This is a genomic window from Neoaquamicrobium sediminum (assembly GCF_040970315.1).
GTDB lineage: Bacteria > Pseudomonadota > Alphaproteobacteria > Rhizobiales > Rhizobiaceae > Aerobium > Aerobium sediminum.
In genome coordinates this window covers 437,674-460,143 of record NZ_JAZHFV010000006.1, presented here as the reverse complement: position 1 = coordinate 460,143, position 22,470 = coordinate 437,674, and the positions used below count along the sequence as shown (strand labels likewise).

17 protein-coding genes are annotated in these 22,470 nt (G+C 66.9%); 7 read left to right on the top strand and 10 right to left on the bottom strand.

From position 1 onward, the window contains the following. Positions 1–189 precede the first annotated feature (189 nt). Positions 190–2,277 carry a penicillin-binding protein 1C gene (gene pbpC, locus V1479_RS18955; protein WP_368804318.1) on the top strand — a complete coding sequence of 696 codons (2,088 nt, stop codon included), beginning with the start codon at positions 190–192 and terminating at the stop codon, positions 2,275–2,277. Between the two features lie 25 nt (positions 2,278–2,302). Here pbpC and V1479_RS18950 read toward each other — a convergent pair whose 3' ends face one another. The 5 genes from V1479_RS18950 to hutI form a co-directional block, all read right to left on the bottom strand. Continuing rightward, a complete protein-coding gene (locus V1479_RS18950) occupies positions 2,303–3,532 on the bottom strand; it encodes an NAD(P)/FAD-dependent oxidoreductase (RefSeq protein ID WP_368804317.1) in 1,230 nt (409 codons plus the stop codon). A 371-nt stretch (positions 3,533–3,903) separates the two neighbouring features. Continuing rightward, a complete protein-coding gene (gene hutU, locus V1479_RS18945) occupies positions 3,904–5,592 on the bottom strand; it encodes a urocanate hydratase (RefSeq protein WP_368804316.1) in 1,689 nt (562 codons plus the stop codon). A gap of 15 nt (positions 5,593–5,607) precedes the next feature. Then, positions 5,608–6,429, bottom strand: a complete 822-nt coding sequence (gene hutG / locus V1479_RS18940) for an N-formylglutamate deformylase (RefSeq protein ID WP_368804315.1) — start codon at positions 6,427–6,429, stop codon at positions 5,608–5,610. Positions 6,430–6,634: 205 nt separating this feature from the next. Then, entirely contained in the window at positions 6,635–8,179 is a 1,545-nt protein-coding gene (gene hutH, locus V1479_RS18935; RefSeq protein ID WP_368804314.1) for a histidine ammonia-lyase, read from the bottom strand. Then, positions 8,176–9,381, bottom strand: a complete 1,206-nt coding sequence (hutI, locus tag V1479_RS18930; RefSeq protein ID WP_368804313.1) for an imidazolonepropionase — start codon at positions 9,379–9,381, stop codon at positions 8,176–8,178. The genes hutH and hutI overlap by 4 nt, the downstream gene beginning before the upstream one ends. 97 nt (positions 9,382–9,478) lie before the next feature. Here hutI and V1479_RS18925 point away from each other — a divergent pair, with 97 nt between their 5' ends. From V1479_RS18925 to V1479_RS18915, 3 genes are read left to right on the top strand one after another with little or no spacing between them, the layout of a single operon-like run. Beyond that, positions 9,479–10,834 (top strand): formimidoylglutamate deiminase, encoded by a 1,356-nt coding sequence (locus tag V1479_RS18925; RefSeq protein ID WP_368804312.1) that lies wholly within the window; start codon positions 9,479–9,481, stop codon positions 10,832–10,834. Continuing rightward, positions 10,831–11,544, top strand: coding sequence for a histidine utilization transcriptional repressor HutC (gene hutC / locus V1479_RS18920; RefSeq protein ID WP_368804311.1), 714 nt, complete (start codon positions 10,831–10,833; stop codon positions 11,542–11,544). Before V1479_RS18925 ends, hutC begins: the two co-directional genes overlap by 4 nt. A 60-nt stretch (positions 11,545–11,604) precedes the next feature. Continuing rightward, on the top strand, positions 11,605–13,023 hold the full coding sequence (locus V1479_RS18915) for an amidase (protein WP_368804310.1): 1,419 nt from the start codon (positions 11,605–11,607) through the stop codon (positions 13,021–13,023). 236 nt (positions 13,024–13,259) lie between these two features. On the opposite strand, the gene V1479_RS18910 is transcribed toward V1479_RS18915, so the two are convergent. Genes V1479_RS18910 through V1479_RS18895 form a run of 4 tightly spaced genes read right to left on the bottom strand, consistent with a single transcriptional unit; the run spans position 13,260 to position 18,015 of the window. Continuing rightward, complete coding sequence (locus tag V1479_RS18910; RefSeq protein WP_368804309.1) at positions 13,260–13,784, bottom strand: hypothetical protein; 525 nt, start codon at positions 13,782–13,784, stop codon at positions 13,260–13,262. Further along, a complete protein-coding gene (locus V1479_RS18905) occupies positions 13,777–16,488 on the bottom strand; it encodes a 2Fe-2S iron-sulfur cluster-binding protein (protein ID WP_368804308.1) in 2,712 nt (903 codons plus the stop codon). Before V1479_RS18905 ends, V1479_RS18910 begins: the two co-directional genes overlap by 8 nt. Then, positions 16,485–16,751: a sarcosine oxidase subunit delta gene (locus V1479_RS18900; protein ID WP_368804307.1), complete on the bottom strand. Its 267-nt coding sequence runs from the start codon at positions 16,749–16,751 to the stop codon at positions 16,485–16,487. Before V1479_RS18900 ends, V1479_RS18905 begins: the two co-directional genes overlap by 4 nt. Before the next feature lie 10 nt (positions 16,752–16,761). Then, complete coding sequence (locus V1479_RS18895) at positions 16,762–18,015, bottom strand: sarcosine oxidase subunit beta family protein (protein WP_368804306.1); 1,254 nt, start codon at positions 18,013–18,015, stop codon at positions 16,762–16,764. A gap of 138 nt (positions 18,016–18,153) precedes the next feature. Here V1479_RS18895 and V1479_RS18890 point away from each other — a divergent pair, with 138 nt between their 5' ends. From V1479_RS18890 to V1479_RS18880, 3 genes are read left to right on the top strand one after another with little or no spacing between them, the layout of a single operon-like run. Then, positions 18,154–19,335, top strand: a complete 1,182-nt coding sequence (locus V1479_RS18890; protein WP_368804305.1) for an amino acid aminotransferase — start codon at positions 18,154–18,156, stop codon at positions 19,333–19,335. Positions 19,336–19,343: 8 nt separating this feature from the next. Next, on the top strand, positions 19,344–20,630 hold the full coding sequence (gene kynU, locus V1479_RS18885) for a kynureninase (RefSeq protein WP_368804304.1): 1,287 nt from the start codon (positions 19,344–19,346) through the stop codon (positions 20,628–20,630). A gap of 46 nt (positions 20,631–20,676) precedes the next feature. Next, positions 20,677–21,441, top strand: coding sequence for an SDR family NAD(P)-dependent oxidoreductase (locus V1479_RS18880; RefSeq protein ID WP_368804303.1), 765 nt, complete (start codon positions 20,677–20,679; stop codon positions 21,439–21,441). Positions 21,442–21,466: 25 nt separating this feature from the next. On the opposite strand, the gene V1479_RS18875 is transcribed toward V1479_RS18880, so the two are convergent. Further along, entirely contained in the window at positions 21,467–22,447 is a 981-nt protein-coding gene (locus V1479_RS18875; protein ID WP_368804581.1) for an MBL fold metallo-hydrolase, read from the bottom strand. Between the last annotated feature and the right edge of the window lie 23 nt (positions 22,448–22,470).

The following is a 22,470-nucleotide window of genomic DNA, read 5'->3' as shown; positions in this document are numbered from 1 at the left end:
TCTCCTCCACACGGGGGGAGATCAGCCGTCGCGTGGGCCTTCGCCGATCGCCAACGTCGCAGCAGGGGTGCCGGCGGCGAAGCTGCCAATCTCCCCCCTTGTGGGGGAGATGTCCGGCAGGACAGAGGGGGGCAACGTAGGGCGCAACCGTGACCAACAGCTCCGGCAAACCGCAGGGTGCTTCCGTCTATGAGCCATCTGCGCCACCTCCTCCTCGCGCTTGCGACAACCGCGGTACTCGGTACCGCGGCAATGGCGGGGCTCGATGCGCTGGATCGCGTTTATCCGCCCCCGCTCGAGCCGCCGGCAACCTCCACCGAGGTGGTCGACCGCGACGGCGCCCTGCTGCGCGCGCTGGCCACGCCTGAAGGCGCCTGGCGCTTTCGCGTCACGCTCGACGAGGTCGACCCGCATTTCGTCGACATGCTGATCGCTTACGAGGACCGGCGCTTTCGCAGGCACGTCGGCATTGATCCGGCAGCACTCGCCCGCGCCGCAACCCAGTTCATCACCAACGGCCGCATCGTCTCCGGCGGCTCCACCATCACGATGCAGCTTGCCCGGCTGATCGAGCCACGCAAGGAACGCTCGCTGACGGCCAAGCTGCGCCAGATGCTCCGCGCCTTGCAGATCGAGCGGCGACTGTCGAAGGATGAAATCCTCGAGCGCTATCTGACGCTTGCGCCCTATGGCGGCAATCTCGAAGGCATTCGCGCAGCGACGCTCGCCTGGTTCGGCAAGGATCCGAAGCGCCTCGGCGTCGGCGAGGCAGCCCTGCTGGTTTCCCTGCCCCAGCTACCCGAACGCCGCCGCCCCGACCGCCACCCACAGGCAGCCGAAGCCGCGCGCGACCGCGTGCTCGCCCGCATGATTACTGCCGGCAGGCTGGAGGAGCGCGAGGCCGAGCGCGCACGCGACGCCTCGGTGCCGGCGAGACGTCACGACATGCCCTTCCTGGCCGCACACGCCGCCGAACGCGCGCTCGCGGAAAACCCCGGCCTCCCGCGCCACGAGCTCACCATCAGCCGCCGCGTGCAGGAAGGGCTGGAGGCGGTGGCCCGCGAGACGGCGGCACGACTCGGTTCCCGCCTGTCCGTCGCCATGGTCATGGCCGATGCGCAGACAGGCGATATTCTTGCGGAGGTCGGTTCGGCAGGCTTCTTCGACGGCGCCCGCGCCGGCTGGGTGGACATGACGCGGGCGGTCCGCTCGCCGGGCTCGACGCTGAAGCCGTTCATCTACGGGCTCGCCTTCGAGGAAGGGCTGGTCGCGCAGGAAACGATCATCGAGGATCGGCCGTCGAATTTCGGCGGCTATCGTCCGCGCAATTTCGACCTCGAATATCAGGGCGACGTGTCGGTGCGCACGGCACTGCAGATGTCGCTCAACGTGCCGGCCGTGCGGCTGCTCGACGCCGTCGGTCCGACGCGGCTTGCCGCCCGCTTCCGCCGCGCCGGCGTGACGCTTGCGCTCCCGCGCGACGAGGCGCCGGGCCTCGCCATTGCGCTCGGGGGCGCGGGTCTGACGCTACGCGACCTCGTGCGCCTCTATACCGGGCTCGCCAATCGCGGCGAGACGATCGCGATTTCCAACGTTGCCGGCGAGCGCGAGACAGCAGCGATCCTCGACCGCCGCGCGACATGGCAGGTCGCCGACATGCTGTCCGGCATCGCGCCACCCGAAGGCGCTGGCGCCAGAGGCATCGCCTACAAGACCGGAACCAGCTACGGCTACCGCGATGCTTGGTCTGTCGGTTTTGACGGCCGTCATGTGCTCGGTGTCTGGGTTGGCAGGCCGGATGGCGCGGCCGTGCCCGGCCTGTCCGGTTATGCGTCTGCCGCGCCGGTTCTGTTCAAGGCATTCGAACGGTCGGGGCTGCCGGTCACGCCCCTGCCTCGTGCGCCTGCCGGGGCGCTGCGCATGGCGCGCGCCGACCTGCCGATGATGCAGCGGCGGTTCTCCGCGCCCGGCGACGCCTTGCGCCAGCCGGGCGTTGCCGAGCCGGCACCGCAGATCGTCTTCCCGCCGCAGGGCGCGCGGGTCGAGCTTGCATCGGGCGCGGGCAGCGCGGCGATGCCGCTGGTGCTCAAGCTGCAGGGCGGTCGCGCGCCGTTCCGCTGGCTCGCAAATGGCCGCCCCGTCGAAGGCCTCTGGCGCCGGCGCACGGCCAACTGGCAGCCTGACGGTGCAGGCTTCTCGACCCTGACGGTCATCGACGCCGCCGGCCGCACGGCCAGCGTGAAAGTGTTCATCGAACAGGACACGCCAACGCCCTGAATCGACTTGCGGACTGGCTGTGCAGCTAAACCGCCGCCGGCTTCGGCATCAGCGCCTTGAGATCCGACGCGGGATCGGCGGCGACGTCCTGCGGGATCGACAGCCGCGCCGAAAGCAGCCGCCGCGCCACCATGTGGTCGGCCGGGCTGTTGACGCTCTCCACCGCGATCAGCCTGCCTTCACGATAGACGAAGACGGAGAACTTGCCGCTGGCCGGGTCGCCGCGCATCACGGTCTCGTCCATGCCCATCGCAAGGCCAGCGATCTGCAGCTTGGTCGCGCCCTGATGCGACCAGAACCAGGGCAGGCTGTCGTAAGCGTGGTCGTTGCCGGTCAGCCGCGCGGCCACGCATTTGCCCTGGTCGACGGCATTCTGCACGGATTCCAGGCGGATCATGCCGATGCCATAGGGGTTCGGATGCGCCGCGCAGTCGCCGATCGCCGAAATGGCCGGGTCGGTGGTGAGCAGCCGATCGCTCACAACGACGCCATTGTCGGTCGCAAGCCCGGCCTCAGAGGCCAGTTCGGCATTCGGCACCACACCGGCAGCCACGACGATCGCATCGGTATCGAGCGTGTCGCCGTCCGAAAGCATAACCTTGCGGCCCTTGATCCGGGTCGCCACCGCGCCGAGCCGCAACCGTGTTCCCATCTGCTCGTGGATCGGCACGAAGCAGGCGCTCATCATCGGCGAAAGCACACGGCCCATCAGCCGGTCGGCCGCTTCGAGCACATCGACGGCGATGTCGCGCTGGCGCAACAGCGCCGCGACCTCCAGCCCGATAAAGCCGCCGCCGATGATGGTGGCGTGTTTAAGATCGTCGAGCCGGCCGGTCATGAGGCGCGCATGGGCGAGCGTGCGCAGTTCCATAACGCTCGCCGGATCGAGCCCTTCGATGGGCGGAAAGCGGTTGCGCGCGCCGGTCGCCAGCACGAGATGGTCGTAAGGCAGCCGCTCGCCGCCTTCGAGCACAAGTTCGCGCGCGGGACGGTCAATGCTCTGCGCCCGCTCGCCGAGCCGCAGCTCGATATTATTCTGCCCGTAAAAGGCTTCGCCCTTCAGCGGAAGCGAGGAATCCTCGACGCTTTTGAGAAATTCCTTCGAAAGCGGCGGCCGCTGGTACGGCAGGTCGGGTTCGGCGCCGATGACGATCACCGAACCCTGGAACCCGTTGTGCCGCAGCGCCGCAGCGCACTCCACGCCCGCCTGCCCGCTACCGACGATCACCACCCGCGACACTGTCTCTTCGCTCAAGAGCCGTCTCCTGCAATTGGACTGCGCTGGAGATAACAACGCGCCTGCCCGATGTCGACGGGTCGCGTCGTTTGAGCCGCGGTTTCTCTCTCCTGCGTCATCCCGGCCGACCGAGCTTGCGAGGGGTCGCGAAGCGACGGGACCCATTGGCCCGAAAATCGCCTGGCACTGCCCCGTGCAGCACGTGGCGCATGTCCGTACAGCCGCGAACACCCGCAAACCGGCCGTGCTGCTCAATGGGTCCCGGATAGCCTGCGCTACGCTTCGGCTTCCGGGATGACGATGGCGAGGGCAGCACTTCCTATCACGATAGCGGCACACCCTTCCTCATCCTGAGGTGCGAGCGGAGCGAGCCTCGAAGGACGCACCCCTCAGCCCAATATCCCCGGCAGATCGAGTTGATGCTCCCTGGCACAGTCGATTGCGATCTCGTAGCCTGCATCGGCATGGCGCATGACGCCGGTGGCCGGGTCGTTCCACAACACGCGTTCGACGCGCCTTGCCGCCTCCGGCGTGCCGTCGCAGACGATCACCATGCCCGAATGCTGCGAGAACCCCATGCCCACGCCGCCGCCATGGTGTAGCGACACCCATGTCGCCCCGGAAGCTGTGTTGAGAAGCGCGTTGAGCAACGGCCAGTCGGAAACGGCATCGGAGCCGTCCATCATCGACTCCGTCTCCCGGTTGGGCGAGGCGACGGAGCCGGAATCGAGGTGGTCGCGGCCGATCACGACCGGCGCCTTAAGCTCACCGCTGGCCACCATCTCGTTGAACGCAAGGCCTGCCTTGTGGCGGTCGCCAAGCCCGATCCAGCAGATGCGCGCCGGCAGCCCCTGGAAGGCGATGCGCTCCTGCGCCATGTCGAGCCAGCGATGCAGATGCTCGTTCTCGGGAAACAATTCCTTCATCTTCGCGTCGGTCCTGCGAATGTCCTCCGGGTCGCCGGAAAGCGCTGCCCAGCGGAACGGCCCGATGCCGCGACAGAACAGCGGGCGAATATAGGCCGGCACGAAACCCGGGAAGGCGAAGGCGTTCTCCAGCCCCTCCTCCTTGGCCACCTGCCGGATATTGTTGCCGTAGTCGAGCGTCGGCACGCCGGCATTCCAGAAGTCGACCATGGCGGCAACGTGGGTTTTCATCGAGGCGCGCGCGGCCTTCTCGACCGCCTTAGGGTCGCGCTCGCGCTTGTCGCGCCATTCTGCAACCGTCCAGCCGACCGGCAGGTAGCCGTTGATCGGATCGTGCGCGGAGGTCTGGTCGGTGACGATGTCGGGACGCGCGCCGCCTTCCTTCATGCGCTTGACGAGTTCCGGGAAAACATCTGCGGCATTGCCGAGCAATCCGACCGACTTCGCCTCGCCGGCCTTCGTCCAGCGTTCGATCTTATCCAGCGCCTCATCAAGCGTGGTGGCTTTCTCGTCGAGGTAACGTGTGCGGATGCGGAAATCGATGCGAGTCTCGTCGCATTCGACGGCGAGGCAGCAGGCGCCGGCAAAGACCGCCGCCAGCGGCTGCGCACCACCCATGCCGCCTAGCCCGCCGGTCAGGATCCACTTGCCCTTGAGGCTGCCGTCATAATGCTGGCGGCCAGCCTCGGCGAAAGTCTCGTAGGTGCCCTGCACGATGCCCTGCGTGCCGATATAGATCCACGAGCCGGCCGTCATCTGGCCGTACATGGCGAGCCCTTTGCGATCGAGCTCATTGAAGTGCTCCCAAGTCGCCCAGTGCGGCACGAGGTTGGAATTGGCGATCAGCACGCGCGGCGCATCGGCATGGGTGCGGAACACGCCGACCGGCTTGCCGGACTGGACCAGCAAAGTCTGGTCGCCTTCGAGATCGCGAAGCGCGGCAACGATACGGTCGAAGTCCTGCCAGGTGCGCGCCGCGCGGCCGATGCCGCCATAGACCACCAGCTCGTTCGGGTTCTCGGCAACGTCCGGATCGAGATTGTTCATCAGCATGCGCAGCGGCGCCTCGGTCAGCCAGCTTTTCGCCGTCAGTTCAGTGCCGGTGGCCGCTCGGATGGTGCGGGTGTTGTCGAGGCGGGAATGGAGCGTCATCATGTCCTCCAGGGTTCAGCGACGCGCCCAATCGAGCGCGGTTTCGAATATGCTGTGCAGCACTGCGCGCAGCGGCGCAGCGAAATCGGGATCGTAGGCAACCGGCCAGTTGGTCTCGTCGACGGGACCAACCGGCTCGCGCAGATAGCCCCGACAGGCCAGTTCCATCTGCAGCGCATGAACGCCTTCCTCCGGCCTGCCGTAATGGCGTGTGATCCACCCGCCCCGGAAGCGGCCATTGACGACAAAGCTATCGCCGCTGGCCTCCAGCAGCTCAGTCACCTTCGCTTCAAGCTGCGGATCGGCGCTCGCCCCGCCATTGGTCCCGAGATTGAAGACCGGAAGCTCGCCCGCAAACAGGCGTGGGATCACCGACCGGATCGAATGACAGTCGTAGAGCACGACCCGTTCGTGGCTCTCGCGCAGGCGTTCCAACTCGGCACGAAGCGCTGCGTGGTAGGGGTCGAACCATGCCTCGCGCCGCCGCGCGATGGCCCCCTCGTCAGGCTGCAATCCGTCACGATAGAGCGGATCGCCATCGAACGTCTCCGTCGGACACAGGCCGGTGGTCGCCTGCCCCGGATAGAGTGATACCCCCGACGGGTCGCGATTGACGTCGATCACCGTGCGCGAGATCGCGGTGCGCACCACCGTCGCGCCGAGCCCGGCTGCAAAATCGTAGAGCTTCTCGATCCACCAGTCCGTGTCGCGCCGGGCCAGCCAGGGTGAGACGATCTGGCCGTCCAGACTCGGCAGTTCCGTGCCGGTATGCGGGATCGAAACCAGCAGCGGCGCATCGCCACGCGTGACGGTTAGCCAAGGGATGGTCACAACCATACCTCCAAGACTGCCGCTCTACGTTGCCCCCCTCTGTCCTGCCGGACATCTCCCACACGGGTGGGGAGATCAGCCGTCGCGTCTGCCTTCGCTAACCGCCTGGGTTGCAAGATGGGCGGCCGGACTGAAGCTGCCGATCTCCCCCCGTGTGGGGGAGATGTCCGGCAGGACAGAGGGGGGCGCGACAGAGTGCCAGCGTTTGCGCTCACCACTCCACCCCCGGCAGATCGACCGCTCCCGCCGCCTTGATCACCGCACCCGTGCGCACCAGCGCATTGGCGGCCTCCATGTCCGGGTGGAAATGGCGGTCGTCGTCGAGATGCGGCACGCCGGCCCGCAACAGCGCCCTCACCGCCTCCAGCGGTGCGCTCGATGCAAGCGGCGCGTGAAAATCGCAGCCTTGCGCGGCCGCCAGTAGCTCGATGCCGACGACGGCGGTGGCGTTCTCCACCATGCCGATCAGGCGCCGTGCACCGTGCGCGGCCATGGAAACGTGGTCTTCCTGATTGGCCGAAGTCGGGATCGAATCCACGCTCGCCGGATAGGCCTTCTGCTTGTTCTCCGACACGAGCGCGGCGGCTGTGACCTGCGGGATCATGAAGCCGGAATTGAGCCCCGGCTTCGGCGTCAGGAAGGCCGGCATGCCCGAGAGCGCCGGATCGACCAGCATCGCGATGCGGCGCTCGGCGAGCGAGCCGATCTCGCAGACAGCCAGCGCGATCATGTCGGCGGCAAATGCCACAGGCTCGGCGTGGAAATTGCCGCCCGACAATGCGGTGTCGTCCCCAAATTCATCACTGGGGAAGACCAGCGGGTTGTCGGTGACGCCGTTGGCCTCCGTCGCAAGCGTGTCTGCGGCCTTGCGCAACACGTCGAGCGCCGCACCCATCACCTGCGGCTGACAGCGCAGGCAGTAAGGGTCCTGCACGCGCTCGTCGCCGATGCGGTGCGATTCGCGGATCGAGCTTCCTTCCATCAACCGGCGCAGCGTCTCCGCCGTCTCGATCTGGCCGCGATGCTTGCGAAGCTGGTGAATACGCGGATCGAACGGCGCATCCGAGCCCTTCGCCGCGTCGGTCGACAACGCCCCGGTCACCAGCGCCGACCGGAACAGCAATTCCGCCTCGAACAGGCCAGCGAGCGCATAGGCAGTGGAGAACTGGGTGCCGTTCAGCAGCGCCAGCCCTTCCTTGGCGCCGAGCGTCACCGGCGCGAGACCGGCCCCGGCAAGGCCTTCGGCGGCCGGCATGCGGCTACCGTCGAAGAACACGTCGCCGACGCCGATCATTGCCGCCGTCATGTGAGCCAGCGGCGCGAGGTCGCCCGAAGCGCCGACCGAGCCCTGCGCCGGCACAACGGGCACCACACCCCGGTCCAGCATTGCTTCGAGCAGATCCACCGTTTCCTGCCGGACGCCCGACGCCCCCTGCGCAAGGCTCGCGAGTTTCAGCGCCATCATCAGCCGCGCCATGGATTGCGGCATTGGCTCGCCGGTGCCGGCCGCATGCGACAGCACGATGTTACGTTGCAGGGTTTCCAGATCGGCGGCCGGAATGCGCACGCTGGCAAGCTTCCCGAACCCGGTATTGATGCCGTAGACCGGCTCGCCCCTGGCGACGATGCGCGCGACGGCCTCCGCGCTGGCCGCGATTTTCGGGCGGCATGATGGATCGAGCTTCGGCACCGCGCCGCGATAGATGGCGCGCCAGTCGGTGAGCGTGGCAGCGCCCGGTTTGAGCTGTCTGGTCATTTGCCCCTCCACACCCGCTGGTGCAGCGGGTTGAAACCGATGCGGTAGACGAGTTCGGCCGGGCTCTCGACGTCCCAGATCGCGAGATCCGCCCATTTGCCAGCCTCAAGCGTGCCGGTCTCACCCAGCAGGCCAAGCGCGCGCGCCGCCTCACGCGTGACGCCTGCGATGCACTCGTCGACCGTGAGCCGAAACAGCGTCGCCGCCATGTTCATCGTCAACAGCAGCGAGGTCAGTGGCGAGGTGCCGGGGTTGCAGTCGGTCGCCACCGCCATGCGGACACCGTGGCGTTGGAAAAGCTCGATCGGCGGCCGCCGCTCCTCGCGAATGAAGTAGAACGCGCCCGGCAGGAGCACGGCCACGGTGCCGGCCTCGGCCATCGCGCGGGCCCCGGCTTCGTCGGTATATTCCAGATGGTCGGCCGAAAGCGCGCCGTAGCGGGCGGCCAGCGCCGCGCCATGCAGATTGGAAAGCTGGTCCGCGTGCAGCTTCACCGGCAGTCCGAGCGCGGCGGCTGCATCGAAGACGCGCGCAATCTGCTCAGGCGCAAACGCGATACCCTCGCAGAACCCGTCGACCGCGTCGGCAAGCCCGGCCTGCGCCACTGCCGGCAGCATCTCGCCGACAACCTTGTCGATATAGCTATCCTTGTCGCCCTCCATTTCAGGCGGCAGAGCATGGGCGCCAAGGAACGTCGTGCGCACCGAAACGCGACGCTCCTGCGCCAGCCGGCGCGCCGCCCGAAGCGACTTCAGCTCGTTTTCGGTGTCGAGCCCATAGCCGGACTTGATTTCGATGGTGGTAACACCCTCCGCCAGCAGCGCGTCGAGCCGCGGCAGGGATTGGCGTACAAGCTCGTCTTCGTCGGCCGCGCGCAGCGCCCTCACCGACGAAACGATGCCGCCGCCCGCCCGCGCCACCTCTTCGTAGGAAGCGCCGGCAAGGCGCATCTCGAATTCATTGGCGCGGCTCCCGGCATGAACGAGATGAGTGTGGCAGTCGATAAGCCCCGGCGTCATCAGTCTGCCACCGCAATCGACCGTCTCGGCGGACCCGGGTCCGGCAGGCAGCTCGGGCTCCGGACCCGCAAAGACGATGCAGCCATCGCGCGCGACAACCGCCCCACGCTCGATGACACCCCCGCCACCATCGGCCTCGGCCATCGCTGCGAGCTTGGCGTTGCGCCAGACCTTCACCGACATCGTTCCTCCTTCGACGGCCAGAGCGGCTTTTCCGCCTTTCATTCCTCATCAATATGTATATACATAATGGAAAGCGACGCAAGCGGAGACTTGGGCCATGACGGTGATCTTTGGGGAACAGGCGCTCACGCCCGGCGGCTGGCTCGAAAACGTCAGCATGACGGTCGCCAACGGCCGTATAGGCCGGATCGAACCGGACTCTTCACCTGCCGACGCCGACGAGCGCTGCACGGTTCTGCTGCCGACGGTCGCCAATCTCCACAGCCACGCCTTTCAGCGCGCGATGGCGGGCATGGCCGAACATCGCGGCCCCACCGCCGATACCTTCTGGACCTGGCGCGAGGTGATGTACCGCCACGCGCTGACGATGACGCCCGACCATGTCGAGGCGACCGCGCTTATGCTTTATGTCGAGATGCTGGAGGCAGGATTCGGCCGCGTCGGCGAGTTCCACTATCTCCATCATGCGCCGGACGGCCGGCGCTATGACGACGAGGCCGAGATGGCGGGCCGCATCGCCGCGGCCGCACTGGCAAGCGGCATCGGCCTGACGTTGCTGCCCGTCTTCTACGCGCATTCGACCTTCGGCGGCGCCGAGCCGACCTCGGGCCAGCGCCGTTTCGTCAACGATGTCGATGGCTTCGCGCGCTTGCTTGAATCATCCCGCAAGGTCGTTGAATCACTGCCTGAGGCTAACGTCGGCGTCGCACCGCATTCGCTGCGCGCCGTCACGCCCGACGAACTTGCGGCGGTGGTGCCGCTGACGGCCGGCGGTCCGGTGCACATCCACGTCGCCGAGCAGGTCAAGGAGGTCGAGGACTGTCTTGCCTGGTCCGGCGCCCGCCCCGTCGAGTGGCTGTTGGCCAACGCACCCGTCGACCGCAACTGGTGCCTGATCCATGCCACCCACATGACCGGCAGCGAAACAATCGCGGCCGCGCGCACCGGTGCCGTGGCAGGGCTTTGCCCGGTCACCGAAGCCAATCTTGGCGACGGCATCTTTTCCGGCTCCCTGTTTGCCGAACATGACGGCCATTGGGGCGTCGGCTCCGACTCTAACGTGCTGATCGGTCTCGCCGACGAACTGCGCCAGTTCGAATATGCCCAGCGACTCGGCAATCGCGCCCGCAATGTCATGGCAGGCGGCCCCGGCTCGACCGGCCGCGCCCTTTTCGATGCCGCGCATCGCGGCGGCGAGCAGGCACTCGGCGCAGCAGCCTCGGGCATCGCCGTCGGCGCACCGGCCGATTTCATGGCGCTCGACACCACGCACCCCACCTGCGAGGGCAAAGCCGGCGACGCGCTGCTCGACGCGTTCACCTTCGCCGGCGCGGGCCGACCGGACCGCGTCTGGATCTGCGGCCGCAAGCTGGTCGAAAACGGACGTCACCGTCTGCGCGACGAAGCCGAACGCGGCTTCCGCAAGGCCCTGCGCGAATTGTCGGAAGCATGACCGTCCCCTCCTCCCTCCACCAGCGCATCCTTGCCGACATCGGCCAGAAGATCGTCTCCGGCGAATGGCCGCCCGGCCATCGCATTCCCTTCGAGCATGAGCTGACCGAGCAGTATGGCTGCTCGCGCATGACCGTGAACAAGGCGCTGACCCATCTCGCCAAATCGGGACTCATCGAGCGCCGCAAGCGCTCCGGCAGCTTCGTCGCCCGTCCGCGCTCGCAGGCAGCGGTGCTGGAGATCCATGACATACGCACGGAGGTCGAAGCGCTCGGCCTGCCCTATCGCTATTCGCTTTCATCGCTCACGCAGCGTCTCGCCGAAACGCCGCAAGACGCTACAGCGGGCTTTTCCAATGCGGTCCCGCTTCTCGACATCGCCTGCCGGCATTTCGCGGGCGACGCACCCTTCTGCCTGGAAGAACGCCTGATCAGCCTCGAAGCTGTACCAGAGGCGGCGGACCAGAGCTTTGCGGACACTGCACCCGGCGCGTGGCTCATCAGCCATGTCCCATGGAGCACGGCGGAACACACCATCCGCGCGGTCGCGGCCGACCGCGCCACGGCGCGCCTGCTGGATGTTCCGCCAAACACGGCCTGCCTCGTGGTCGAGCGCCGCACCTGGTCGGGCGGCCTGCCGGTCACGCGGGTGCGGCTGACATATCCGGGCACAAGCCACGCCGTTGTGGCCCGCTTCACACCGGAAGGCTGAACCGTTGCTTTTGCCGCGCTCGGCAGCCATGCTGCCGCAAGCAAAGCTTCAGGAGATACCATGACATCGTCGCTCATCGGCCAGTCGGCCTGCACCATCGTCGACCGGCTGAAAAGCGAAGACGTTTCCCCACTCGATCTTCTCGACGCGCTGGAGGAACGCATCGCCGCGGTCGACCCGGCCGTCAACGCCCTGCCGACGCTGTGCTTCGATCGCGCCCGCGATCGCGCGACGGAACTAATGAAGCAGCCCGTCGAGAAGCGCGGGCGGCTCGCCGGCCTGCCGGTGCCGATCAAGGACCTGACCGAGGTCGAAGGCGTACGTACCACCTGGGGCTCGCCGATCTACGCCGACTTTGTGCCCGAGCGCTCCGACATCCTGGTTGAGACCGTCGAGGCCGAAGGCGGGCTCATCTACGCGAAATCGGCCACACCCGAGTTCGGCGCCGGCGCCAACACCTTCAACGAGGTGTTCGGCATGACGCGCAACCCCTGGAATACCAGTCGTTCGGCGGCGGGTTCCAGCGGCGGGGCGGCGGTCTCGCTCGCTACCGGCATGGCCTGGGTGGCGCATGGCTCCGACCTCGGCGGCTCGCTGCGCAACCCGGCGAGCTTCTGCGGCATCGTCGGCCTGCGCCCGAGCCCCGGCCGCGTCGCCGCCACGCCGGGCACCATCGCCGACAATATCCTCTCGGTGGAAGGCCCGATGGCCCGCACGGTCGAGGATGTTGCCCTGATGCTCGACGCGATGACCGGCGAAAACCCGCTCGACCCCGTTTCGCTGCCACGCGACGGCACATCCTATCTGCAAGCCGCACGCGGCGGGACGCCGATCAAAAAGGTCGCCTTCAGCGCGGACCTCGGCGTGACGCCGGTTGATCCCGAAGTCGCCGAGATTTGCCGCCGCGCGGCCTACCGCTTCGGCGAGTTGGGGGTCGAGGTGGTGGATGCACACCCCGATCTCTCCCACGCCCACAGCGCTTTCCAGACGCTGCGGGCCAGAGGCTTCGCGGCAGCCCATGCCCGCAAGCTCAAGGAACATCCCGGCAAGCTCAAGCCGGAGACGGTCTGGAACGTTGAAAAAGGTCTGCAACTGACGATGGCCGACATCATCGAGGCCGAGACGCAGCGTACGGAGATGATCGCCAATGCGGTCGCGTTCCTGACCGACTACGACCTGCTGATGACACCGGCGACCATTGTCGCGCCGTACCCCGTCGAGCAGCGCTACGTGACCGAATGTGCGGGCGTAACCTTCAACACCTATATCGACTGGCTGGCGATTGCCTTCGCAGTCTCTCTGACGACGGCGCCTGCGCTGTCGCTGCCCTGCGGCTTTACCGCAGAGGGGTTGCCCGTCGGCCTGCAGATCGTGGCGATCCCGCGCGGCGAGGCGAAGCTGCTTTCAGGCGCGCGCCAGCTCGAAAAGCTGCTCGACCTCGACACCGTTACCCCGATCGATCCGCGCCCGGGAAACTGAGGAAAGCTCGTGCGTCCTTCGAGGCTCCCCTTCGACAAGCTCAGGGTCGCACCTCAGGATGAGGGAGGCTGGTGTTTGATCACCCCATGTTACGAGATCGATCTTCAACGATCGTCAGGATGAGAGACGTTGCGCATCGAACCCACGACATCGCGGGTTCGATCAAGCACCAGCCTCCCTCATCCTGAGGTGCGAGCGTAGCGAGCCTCGAAGGACGCACGACCCACTTTTCTTCCTCAGCGCCGCCCCTCCAGCCAACCCCAAAGATAGGCCGCGAGCGGTGCCTCGACATGCAGGCGCGCCGTCTCAGGTCCAATCCGATAGAGGAAGACCGTAACGCCGGCGAACAGCACGGCCGCCGAGCGGCTGCCTGCCTCGATGTCGACGGAGGTGCCCTCGGCCACGATCTCGCGCAGCGCGACGCCGGATATTTCGAGAATCGCATAGGCGTCGTCGCAGGGGGTGGCGACGTAACCGTTCCGCCAACCGGGTGCGGCAGCGAGCGGTGTGGGAGAGACCAGAAGCGCGCGGTCGCGCCCGATCCGCACGGCAAAAGGCTCTGCCTGGGCCACTGACCAAAGCCCGATTTCCGGTAGGCCGGGCATCAGCTCGGCAAATGCGGCGCCAAGATCACCCGAAACGAGCGTCTGCCCGAAATCGAGCTCGCGCCTCACCGAATAGCCGTCCCCATCGATCGGCGCGGTTGTCCAGTCCGGCGCCGGGCTCCAGAACTGTCCGCGGTCGTGCATCGCCTCAGGCATCGATCCGGCTCCCCTCGCGGTCGAAGAAACAGGGCTGCTCGATGACCGCGCGTCTTGCTTTGCCCAGATGGAACAGGCTCACCTCTTCGCCCATGCGCGACATGCCCTGCTCGACCAGCCCCAGCGCAATCGGGCCGCCGACCGCCGGGCTCTCGTAGCTCGAGGTAACGTAGCCTGCCGAGCGCCGCTTGCCGCCGGTTTCGTCCAGCACATGCGCGCCGGTCGGCAAAGCCGGCCCGCCATCCGCCACCGCGAGCCCGACAAACTGCTGCCGGTTGTCGCGCAAGGCGTTCTCGGTGAACAGCGAGCGCTTGCCGACATATTCGCCCAGCCGCTTGTCGCGCGGGCCGGTGATGCCCAGATCGTGCGGCATCGACGTGCCGTCGGTGTCCTTTCCGGCGATGATGAAGCCCTTTTCTGCGCGCAGCAGCAGCAGTGCCTCGGAGCCCATGAGCACGGCGTCGAGCGCCCTGCCCGCTTCTTTCATCGCAGCCCAAAGTGCTGGCGCCTTCGATGCCGGAACCGAGATTTCGTAGGAGCGGTCGCCGGTAAAACTGACCCGCGCCACGCGCGCCGCCCCCCCTTCGAACGAGCCTTGCGCAGTAGCCATATGCGGCAGCGCCGCGTCGTCCAGGTCCACACCGAGCGACAGCGCCGCAACCAGCGCCTTTGCGCGCGGACCCGTCGCGGTCAGCGTCGCCCAGTGCGCGGTGAGATTGTGCACGAACACCGCTGCCGGATCGAACCGGTCCTGCCGCCATTCTTCCAGCCTCGCAACGACGCCGGCCACATGGCCCGACGAGCAGGAGACGACGTAATGGTCGTCTGCAAGCTTCACCGTCACGCCATCGTCGTAGATGACGCCACCTTCGGTGAGCATGAAGCCGTAGCGGACGCGGCCGGGCTTCAGCGTCGAGATGGTGTTGTAGGAATTGTAGTCGACGATCGCGCCCGCCTGCGGACCGAACACCTCGATCTTGCCGAGCGGCGAGCCGTCGAAGATCGCGACCGTCTCGCGCGCCTGGCGCGCCTCGCGCCGCATCTCGTCATCGGCCTCGCCGCCACCATAGAAGGCTGGCCGCAGCCAGCCGCCATATTCGCGGAACACCCCGCCAGCCGCGCGATGTTGCGTCTCCAGCGCCAGCCTTCGTACCGGGTTGAACAGTTGCCCGCGCCGCCGGCCGGCCACCACCGTGAACGGCACCGGCACGAATGGCGGCCTGTAGGTGGTCGTTCCCGTCTGCTGGATCGTGCGGCCGGTGACGGCAGCCATCGCCGCAAGACCGTTCATGTTGGAGGTCTTGCCCTGATCGGTCGCCATGCCCAGCGTCGTGTAGCGTTTCAGGTGCTCCACCGAGCGGAAGTTTTCGCGCGCGGCGAGTTCGACGTCCGTCAGCGTCACGTCGTTCTGGAAGTCGATCCACTGGCGGCCGCGCGCACCGGGTTTCGGCCATGCCGGGGCAATCGCATAGTCGCCAAAGTCGCCCGCCGCCGCGCCCACAAGCGATATACCGTCGACAGGGGCGCCCGGCACGAAGGCGGCGATGGCCTCGTCGTAGCGGAGCTTTCCCTTCGCTTGGCAGAAGAGATGCACCGTCGGCGTGTAACCGCCTGAAGCCAGCAGGCAATCGGCCTCGATGCGCTTTCCCGAGATCGTGACGGCCTCGACGCCTTTCGCGCCATGAACAGCGTCGACGCTGACGCCCTCCCGCAGGTCGGCGACCGTCACCGCAGCACCGGCTTCCCGCAGCGCATCCGCCACCCCCAGCGCGCGCGAATTGTTGGCAGCAAGCACGATGCGCTCGCCCACCAGCACGCCGTGGCGGCGCAGGTAGTAAAGCGCGGCTTCCGCCGACATGACGCCTGGCCGGTCATTGTCGGCAAAGACCAGCGGCCGCTCGATCGCGCCGGTCGCGAGCACGATCCGCTTCGGTCTGATGCGCCAATGCCGGTCGGGCGCTCCGTCCCGACGCTCCCAGCAGCAGACGAGATTGTGGTCATAGATTCCGTAGACAGTCGCCCGCGACAGAATCCGCGCGCCGGCCTGCTCGACATCACCGAGAAGCGCGGCAGCCCGCTCTGCCCCGTCTGCCTCGCGATGGAGCATCGTTCCGCCGGGCTCGAAACGATCGTCGACGACGATCACGGTGCCGCCTGCAAGCGCCGCATCGCGCGCTGCCAAGAGCCCCGACCGCCCCGACCCGACCACAAGCACGTCGCAGCGCGCGTTCATCGCCGGGCTGTCGGCCGGCGGCTCGTGCGCGGGATCGAGCTGCCCCAGCCCCGCCATGGCGCGGATGCGCGGTTCGAAGCGATGCCAGTCCGGCCAGAGAAAGGTCTTGTAATAGAAGCCGGCCGGCAGGAATGGCGACAGCCGGTCCAGCAGGCCGAGCCGGTCGCCCTCGGCTGTCGGCCGCGCATTGACGGAGCGCAGGTCCATTCCCGCTTCGAGGCGCTGCGTCGTGGCGCGGACGTTCGGCCACGTCTTGCCGTGGATGGTCACGTCGAGGATCGCGTTCGGCTCCTCGCTCCACGCGCCATGGATGCCGCGCGGCCGGTGATATTTGAAAGAGCGGCCGACAACGCGCACGCCATTGGCCAGCAATGCCGAGGCGAGCGTATCGCCCTCCCGCCCCTCATAGGCTCTGCCGTCGAAGGTGAACGCCAGCGGCGCGCCGCTGTCTCGGATGCGTCGCGCGCTCATGCCTCCGGCCTCCGCAGCGAGTGCGACCCCGACACTGCATGACTCACCGTGTCGCGTTCCATCAGGAAGAACTCGCCGCAGGTCGCGTGTAACCAAACCTCCCGTGTCGCGCCTTTCGGGTTTTGGTCGAAATGAAGGTAGCGCGCCCAGGCATCTGCCGAGACCTCGGCCGCCCGCTCGGGGCGCGTCTTGCCGGCCTCGGCGCAGAATGCGAACTCGGTCTCGTCGCGCTCGCCGCAGAAGGGGCATGAAAAGAGCTGCATGATTCGCCCCCTAATGCGCGATGCCGGAACCGGCGGCTTCGTCAACGAGGCGGCCGGTCGCGAAACGGTCGAGGTCGAAGGGACGGCTGATCTCGTGATGTTCGCCGGTGGCGATCAGATGCGCGGTCAGCCAGCCACCCGCCGGGATCGCCTTGAAGCCGCCCGTCCCCCAGCCGCCGTTCAAGTAGAGGCCGGGCACTGGCGATGGCCCGATGATCGGCGAGGAATCCGGCACCACGTCGACCACGCCTGCCCACTGTCGCAGCATCCTGAGCTGGCCGAAGGCGGGAAACATCTCCAGCATGCCGGAGACGACCGTCTGCTGCATCGGTGGGTTGCCGCGCTGCGCGTAGGAGGGCACGCGGTCGAGCCCGCCACCCAGGACGATCTCGCCCTTGTCGGACTGGAAAAGATAGGTGCCGGTGCCGGGATAAAGCACCACCGTGTCGAGGCAGGGCTTCACCGGTTCCGAGACCATCGCCTGCAACGAATAGGAGCGGATGGGAAGCTGGAAACCCGCCTTCGCCGCAAGCACGCTCGAATGGCCGGCAACGCAGAGCGCCACGGCATCGGCGTGGATCGTGCCCAGCGACGTCTCGACGCCGACGCATCGGCCGCCTTCGATGAGGAAGCCGGCCACCTCGCAATTCTGGACGATGTCGATGCCAAACCCGTCGGCGGCGCGCGCATAGCCCCAGGCAACGGCATCGTGACGCGCGACCCCGGCGCGCCCCTGCCATGTTCCGCCGAAGATCGGATAGCGCGCTTCGTCGCTCGTGTTGAGCAGCGGCGCCTTGTCCAGCACGCCGTCGCGGTCGAGCAGCTCGGCATCGGTGCCGTTGATCTGCATCGCATTGACGAGCCGCGCCGCCATCTCCATCTCGGCCGGCGAACTGGCGACTGTGACGACGCCGCGCTGCGACAGCATGACGTTGTAGTTGAGCTCCCGCGAAAGCCCCTCATAGAGATTCAGGGAGAAATCGTAGAGCGCCACGCTTTCGGGATAGAAATAGTTGGAGCGGATGGTGGCGGTGTTGCGGCCGGTATTGCCGCCACCCAGCCAGCCTTTCTCCAGCACCGCGACATTGGTGATGCCGTGGTTCTTGGCAAGGTAATATGCGGTCGCAAGCCCCTGCCCGCCGCCGCCGATGATGACGGCGTCGTAGCGTGGCTTCGGTTGCGGCGAGCGCCAGGCCGGCTGCCAGCCGCTATGGCCGCGAAGACCTTCGCGCAACAACCCGAACGCGGAATAATGTCTGGTCACATGTCCCCTCTCGCTGGCGACATCGCGCCGACTGCGATCTAAGGCCGCGCCGCGCGCTGGCACAACCACGGATGCGACCAAATCTGTTGCGCGACCGAACGATTTAGGGCTTTGTGGCGCCGTTCTTCGGAGGGCCCCATGTTCGAGACACTTCAACCCGCCGCACCCGACGGCATCCTCATGCTCATGTCGCTCTATCGCGACGATCCGCGCACCGACAAGCTCGACCTCGGCGTCGGGGTCTACAAGGATGTCGACGGCAAGACGCCAGTCATGCGCGCGGTCCGCGAGGCCGAGCGACGGCTTCACAAGACGCAGGCCAGCAAGAGCTATCTCGGGCTTGCCGGCGATGTCGTGTTCAACGAGCTGATGATCGGCCTTGTGTTCGGCGAGAAGGCGGAACGCCCTCGCCTGCGTGCCGCGCAGACGCCCGGCGGCACCGGCGCGCTGCGGCTGCTGGCCGACCTGATCGCGGCTTCGCGTCCCGATACAACGGTGTGGGTGCCCGACCCGACCTGGCCGAACCACATGCCGATCCTGCGCGCTGCGGGCTTGACCGCGCGCACCTACCCCTATTTCGACAGCACGACCGGCAGCGTGCGTTTCGACGCGATGATCGAGGCGCTGAAAGGCGCGGCGCCCGGCGACGTGGTGCTGCTGCACGGCTGCTGCCACAACCCCACCGGTGCCGACCTCTCCGCCGCACAGTGGGAGACTGTTGCCGCGCTCCTTGCCGAACGCGGCCTGACGCCTTTCGTCGACATCGCTTATCAGGGGTTCGGCGACGGGCTGGAAAAGGATGCCGCCGGCCTTCGCATTCTCGCGGCCCACGTGCCGGAACTGCTGGCCGCCGCAAGCTGCTCCAAGAACTTCTCCGTCTACCGCGACCGCGCCGGTGCGGCGCTGCTGCTCGGTCGCAATGCCGCCGAGGCGGACACCGCCTATGGCCAGTTGCTCGGCCTTGCGCGCGGCATCTGGTCGATGCCCCCTGACCATGCGGCTGCATGCGTGCGCATTGTGCTCGAAGACGACGACCTGCGCGCCGACTGGAAGGCGGAGCTGGAAGCCGTGCGGCTGCGCATGCTGAGCCTGCGCGAAGGCTTTGCCGAGGCGCTGCGCCGCCAGTCCAATTCCGATCGCTTCGATTTCATCGCCCGCCAGCGCGGCATGTTCTCGAGGCTCGGCCTCACCGGCGAGCAGGTGTCCCGCCTGCGCGCCAAGCACGGCGTCTACATCGTCGGTGACAGCCGCTTCAACGTCGCCGGTCTGCCCGGCGACCGGCTCGATGCGCTAGCCACGAAGGTCGTTTCGGTACTGTAGGAGGCGTAATGTCCACCACCATAGACAGGGTCAAGGCCGCCCGCGAAGCAGCCTCCGCCGGGCTCGACAGCGCCCGCGACATGGACCGGCAGGATGCGCTGGCCCCGATGCGCGGTCTCTTTGCCCTGCCTGCCGGCGAGATCTATCTCGACGGCAATTCGCTGGGCGCGATGCCGGCCTCCGTCGGTCCGGCCATGGCCGAGGCCCTTTCGGAAGGCTGGGCGAAGGACCTGATCCGGAGCTGGAATGGCCGCAACTGGCATATGCTGCCGGTCACTGTCGGCGACCGGCTGGCGCCGCTGATGGGCGCGAAGGCGGGCGAGGTGCTGGCCGCAGACTCCACTTCGGTCAATCTCTACAAGGTGTTCTGTGCGGCGATGCGCCTGCGCCCGGACCGCACCGGCGTCATCTCCGAGCGGAACAATTTCCCCACCGACATCCATATCCTCCAGGGCGCGATCGCCAACGTGTTCCCGCAAGCGACGATGGCGCTCGCTGATGACGACGACGAATCCGTGCTGTCGCTGCTGGGGCCAGACACGGCGGTCGTGTGCCTGAGCCAGGTCAACTATCGCACGGGCCGCCTGCGCGACATGGCACGCGTCACCAGGGCCATCCACGATGCCGGCGCGCTGGTCATCTGGGATCTGTGCCATTCGCTCGGTGCACTGCCGATCGACCTCAACGGCTGCAATGCCGACTTCGCCGTCGGTTGCTCCTACAAATACATGAATGGCGGTCCCGGTGCCCCGGCGTGGCTGTTCGTTGCCTCCCGCCACCTGGCCAGTGCAGGCAATCCGCTGACGGGGTGGCAGGGTCATGCCGCGCCGTTCGCGTTCGAAGTCGACTTCGCACCGTCGGCCACGATCGAGAAGTTCCGGGTCGGCACGCCGCCCGTGCTCTCCTATCTGCCCTTGCTCGAAAGCCTCGCCGTCTTCGAGCGCACCGACATGCCCGCTCTGCGTGCCAAGTCGCTGAAACTCACCGGCTATTTCATGGAGCTGGCCGACGAGAAACTTGCCAGGCACGGCCTCAAGGTCATCACACCCAGGAACGAGGCCGAGCGGGGCAGCCAGGTCGCGCTGACTCATGACGAGGGCTGGCCGATCATGCAGGCGCTGATCGCCTGCGGCGTCGTCGGGGACTTCCGCGCGCCCAATATACTTCGCTTCGGCTTCACCCCGCTCTATGTCGGCTTCGAGGATGTATGGGGCGCCGCCGCAACCCTCGAGGCGATCATGGAAAGCAGCCTCTGGCGCGAACCCCGCTTCGCCGAACGCAAGCTGGTGACGTGAGACCGCCGCATGCGGTAGCCGACGCGCCGAAATGAAAGGGAATGCCATGATGCCATCCGTCAGACACCCCGACCTCGAAGGCAGGTCCGTGCTCATCACCGGGGGCGGCTCGGGAATAGGCGCGGCACTGACTGAAGGCTTCGCGCGGCAGGGCTGCAAGGTGGCCTTCATCGACATCGCGCGAGAGGCCTCAGAGACGCTGGCTGCGCGCCTGCGGGACGCCGGGCTGAGCGCGCTCTTCCTGCAGGCCGACCTGCGCGACATCGACGCCCTGCGTCAGGCAGCCGCCGAAGCCGCGGAGACGCATGGGCCCGTCACCGTGCTGGTCAACAATGCGGCATACGACCAGCGCCACGAGATCGCCGACGTGACGGTCGACTACTGGGATGACAATCAGGCTATCAACCTGCGCCCGCATTTCTTCACCGCCCAGGCGGTGGCGCCGGGCATGAAGGCGGCGGGCGGTGGCTCGATCATCAACTTCGCCTCCACCTCCTTCATGATCAACCATCCCGACATGCCGTCCTATACGGCAGCGAAAGCCGGCATCATCGGGCTCACCAAGGGGCTGGCCGGCAAGCTCGGCCCGGACCGCATCCGCGTCAACGCGATCGCGCCGGGCTGGGTGATGACGGAACGCCAGCGCGAACTGTGGGTCACGCCCGACGGGCTTTCCGCTCATCTCGAGCGGCAATGCCTGAAAGAGGAGATGCAGCCGGCAGACCTTGTCGGCCCCTGTCTTTTCCTGGCGTCGGATGCGTCGCGCATGCTGACCGCCCAGACGCTGATCGTCGATGCCGGACACCTGTAGAGCGGCAAGCCCTGACGGTCCGCAGCTAAAGCATCATCTGGTAGCTCACCGGCACGAACCGATAACCCTGGTCTAGCGGCTCGACGTAGCCGAGTGCCGGAAACGGCATATGGTACCCAACGAACGGGATGCGCTCTGCCGCGATCATGTCGAACACGCGCCGGCGCGTGGCGGCCGCCTCGTCCTTGTCCATGTCGAAACGCACATGCCAGTCGGGCCGCTGCAGCGAGGCGACGTAGTGGTTCGCCGTATCTGCCGTCAGCATCAGCCGCTTGCCGTCTGATTCCAGGTTGAAGATCATGTGACCCGGCGTGTGGCCGGTGGCCAGCATCGCGCTTATGCCCGGCACCACCTCATCGCCATCGCCCAGGAACGTCATCTTCTCCGCCAGCGGCACGACGTTGGCTTGAACGGCCCGCGCCGAGTTCTCGGTCGGCCCGCTCAGACGTTCGTCTGCAGTCCAGAAATCGTACTCAGCCTGACCGGTCACGTAGCGTGCATTGGCAAATGTCGGGGCACCGTCTTCCATCACTCCGCCGATATGATCGCCATGAAAGTGGGTGAGAACGACGACCGACACGTCATCGGCGCTATAGCCGGAAGCCTCCAGCCTGGGACGGAGTTGCCCCATACCGCCTTCGCGCGCGGCTGCCCCCAGGCCTGTGTCAAAAAGCACCAGTTCGGACCCGGTATTGACCAGCGTCGGCGTGAAGCTGTTCACGAACCGGCCCGCGGGCAGGAAATTTTCCTCCAGCAACGCAGCCATGGCCTCGGCATCCTGATCCTCGCCGAAGGTCGGATGGGGCCCATCGCCCGGCCGCAACCCGTCGAGGATCGCCGTCACCTCGAAGCCGCCGAGATTGAAACGATGGAAGCCGGCATTGCCCACATCCGTCATCGGCGCCTGGGCATGCGCGGCCCGCACCATGATCTGCGGCGTTGCCAGAACCGCCGCCGTACCCGCTACGCTCATCTTGAGAACCGATCTGCGATCTGCCGTTGGCATCATCTTGCAACCTTCTCCGTTCA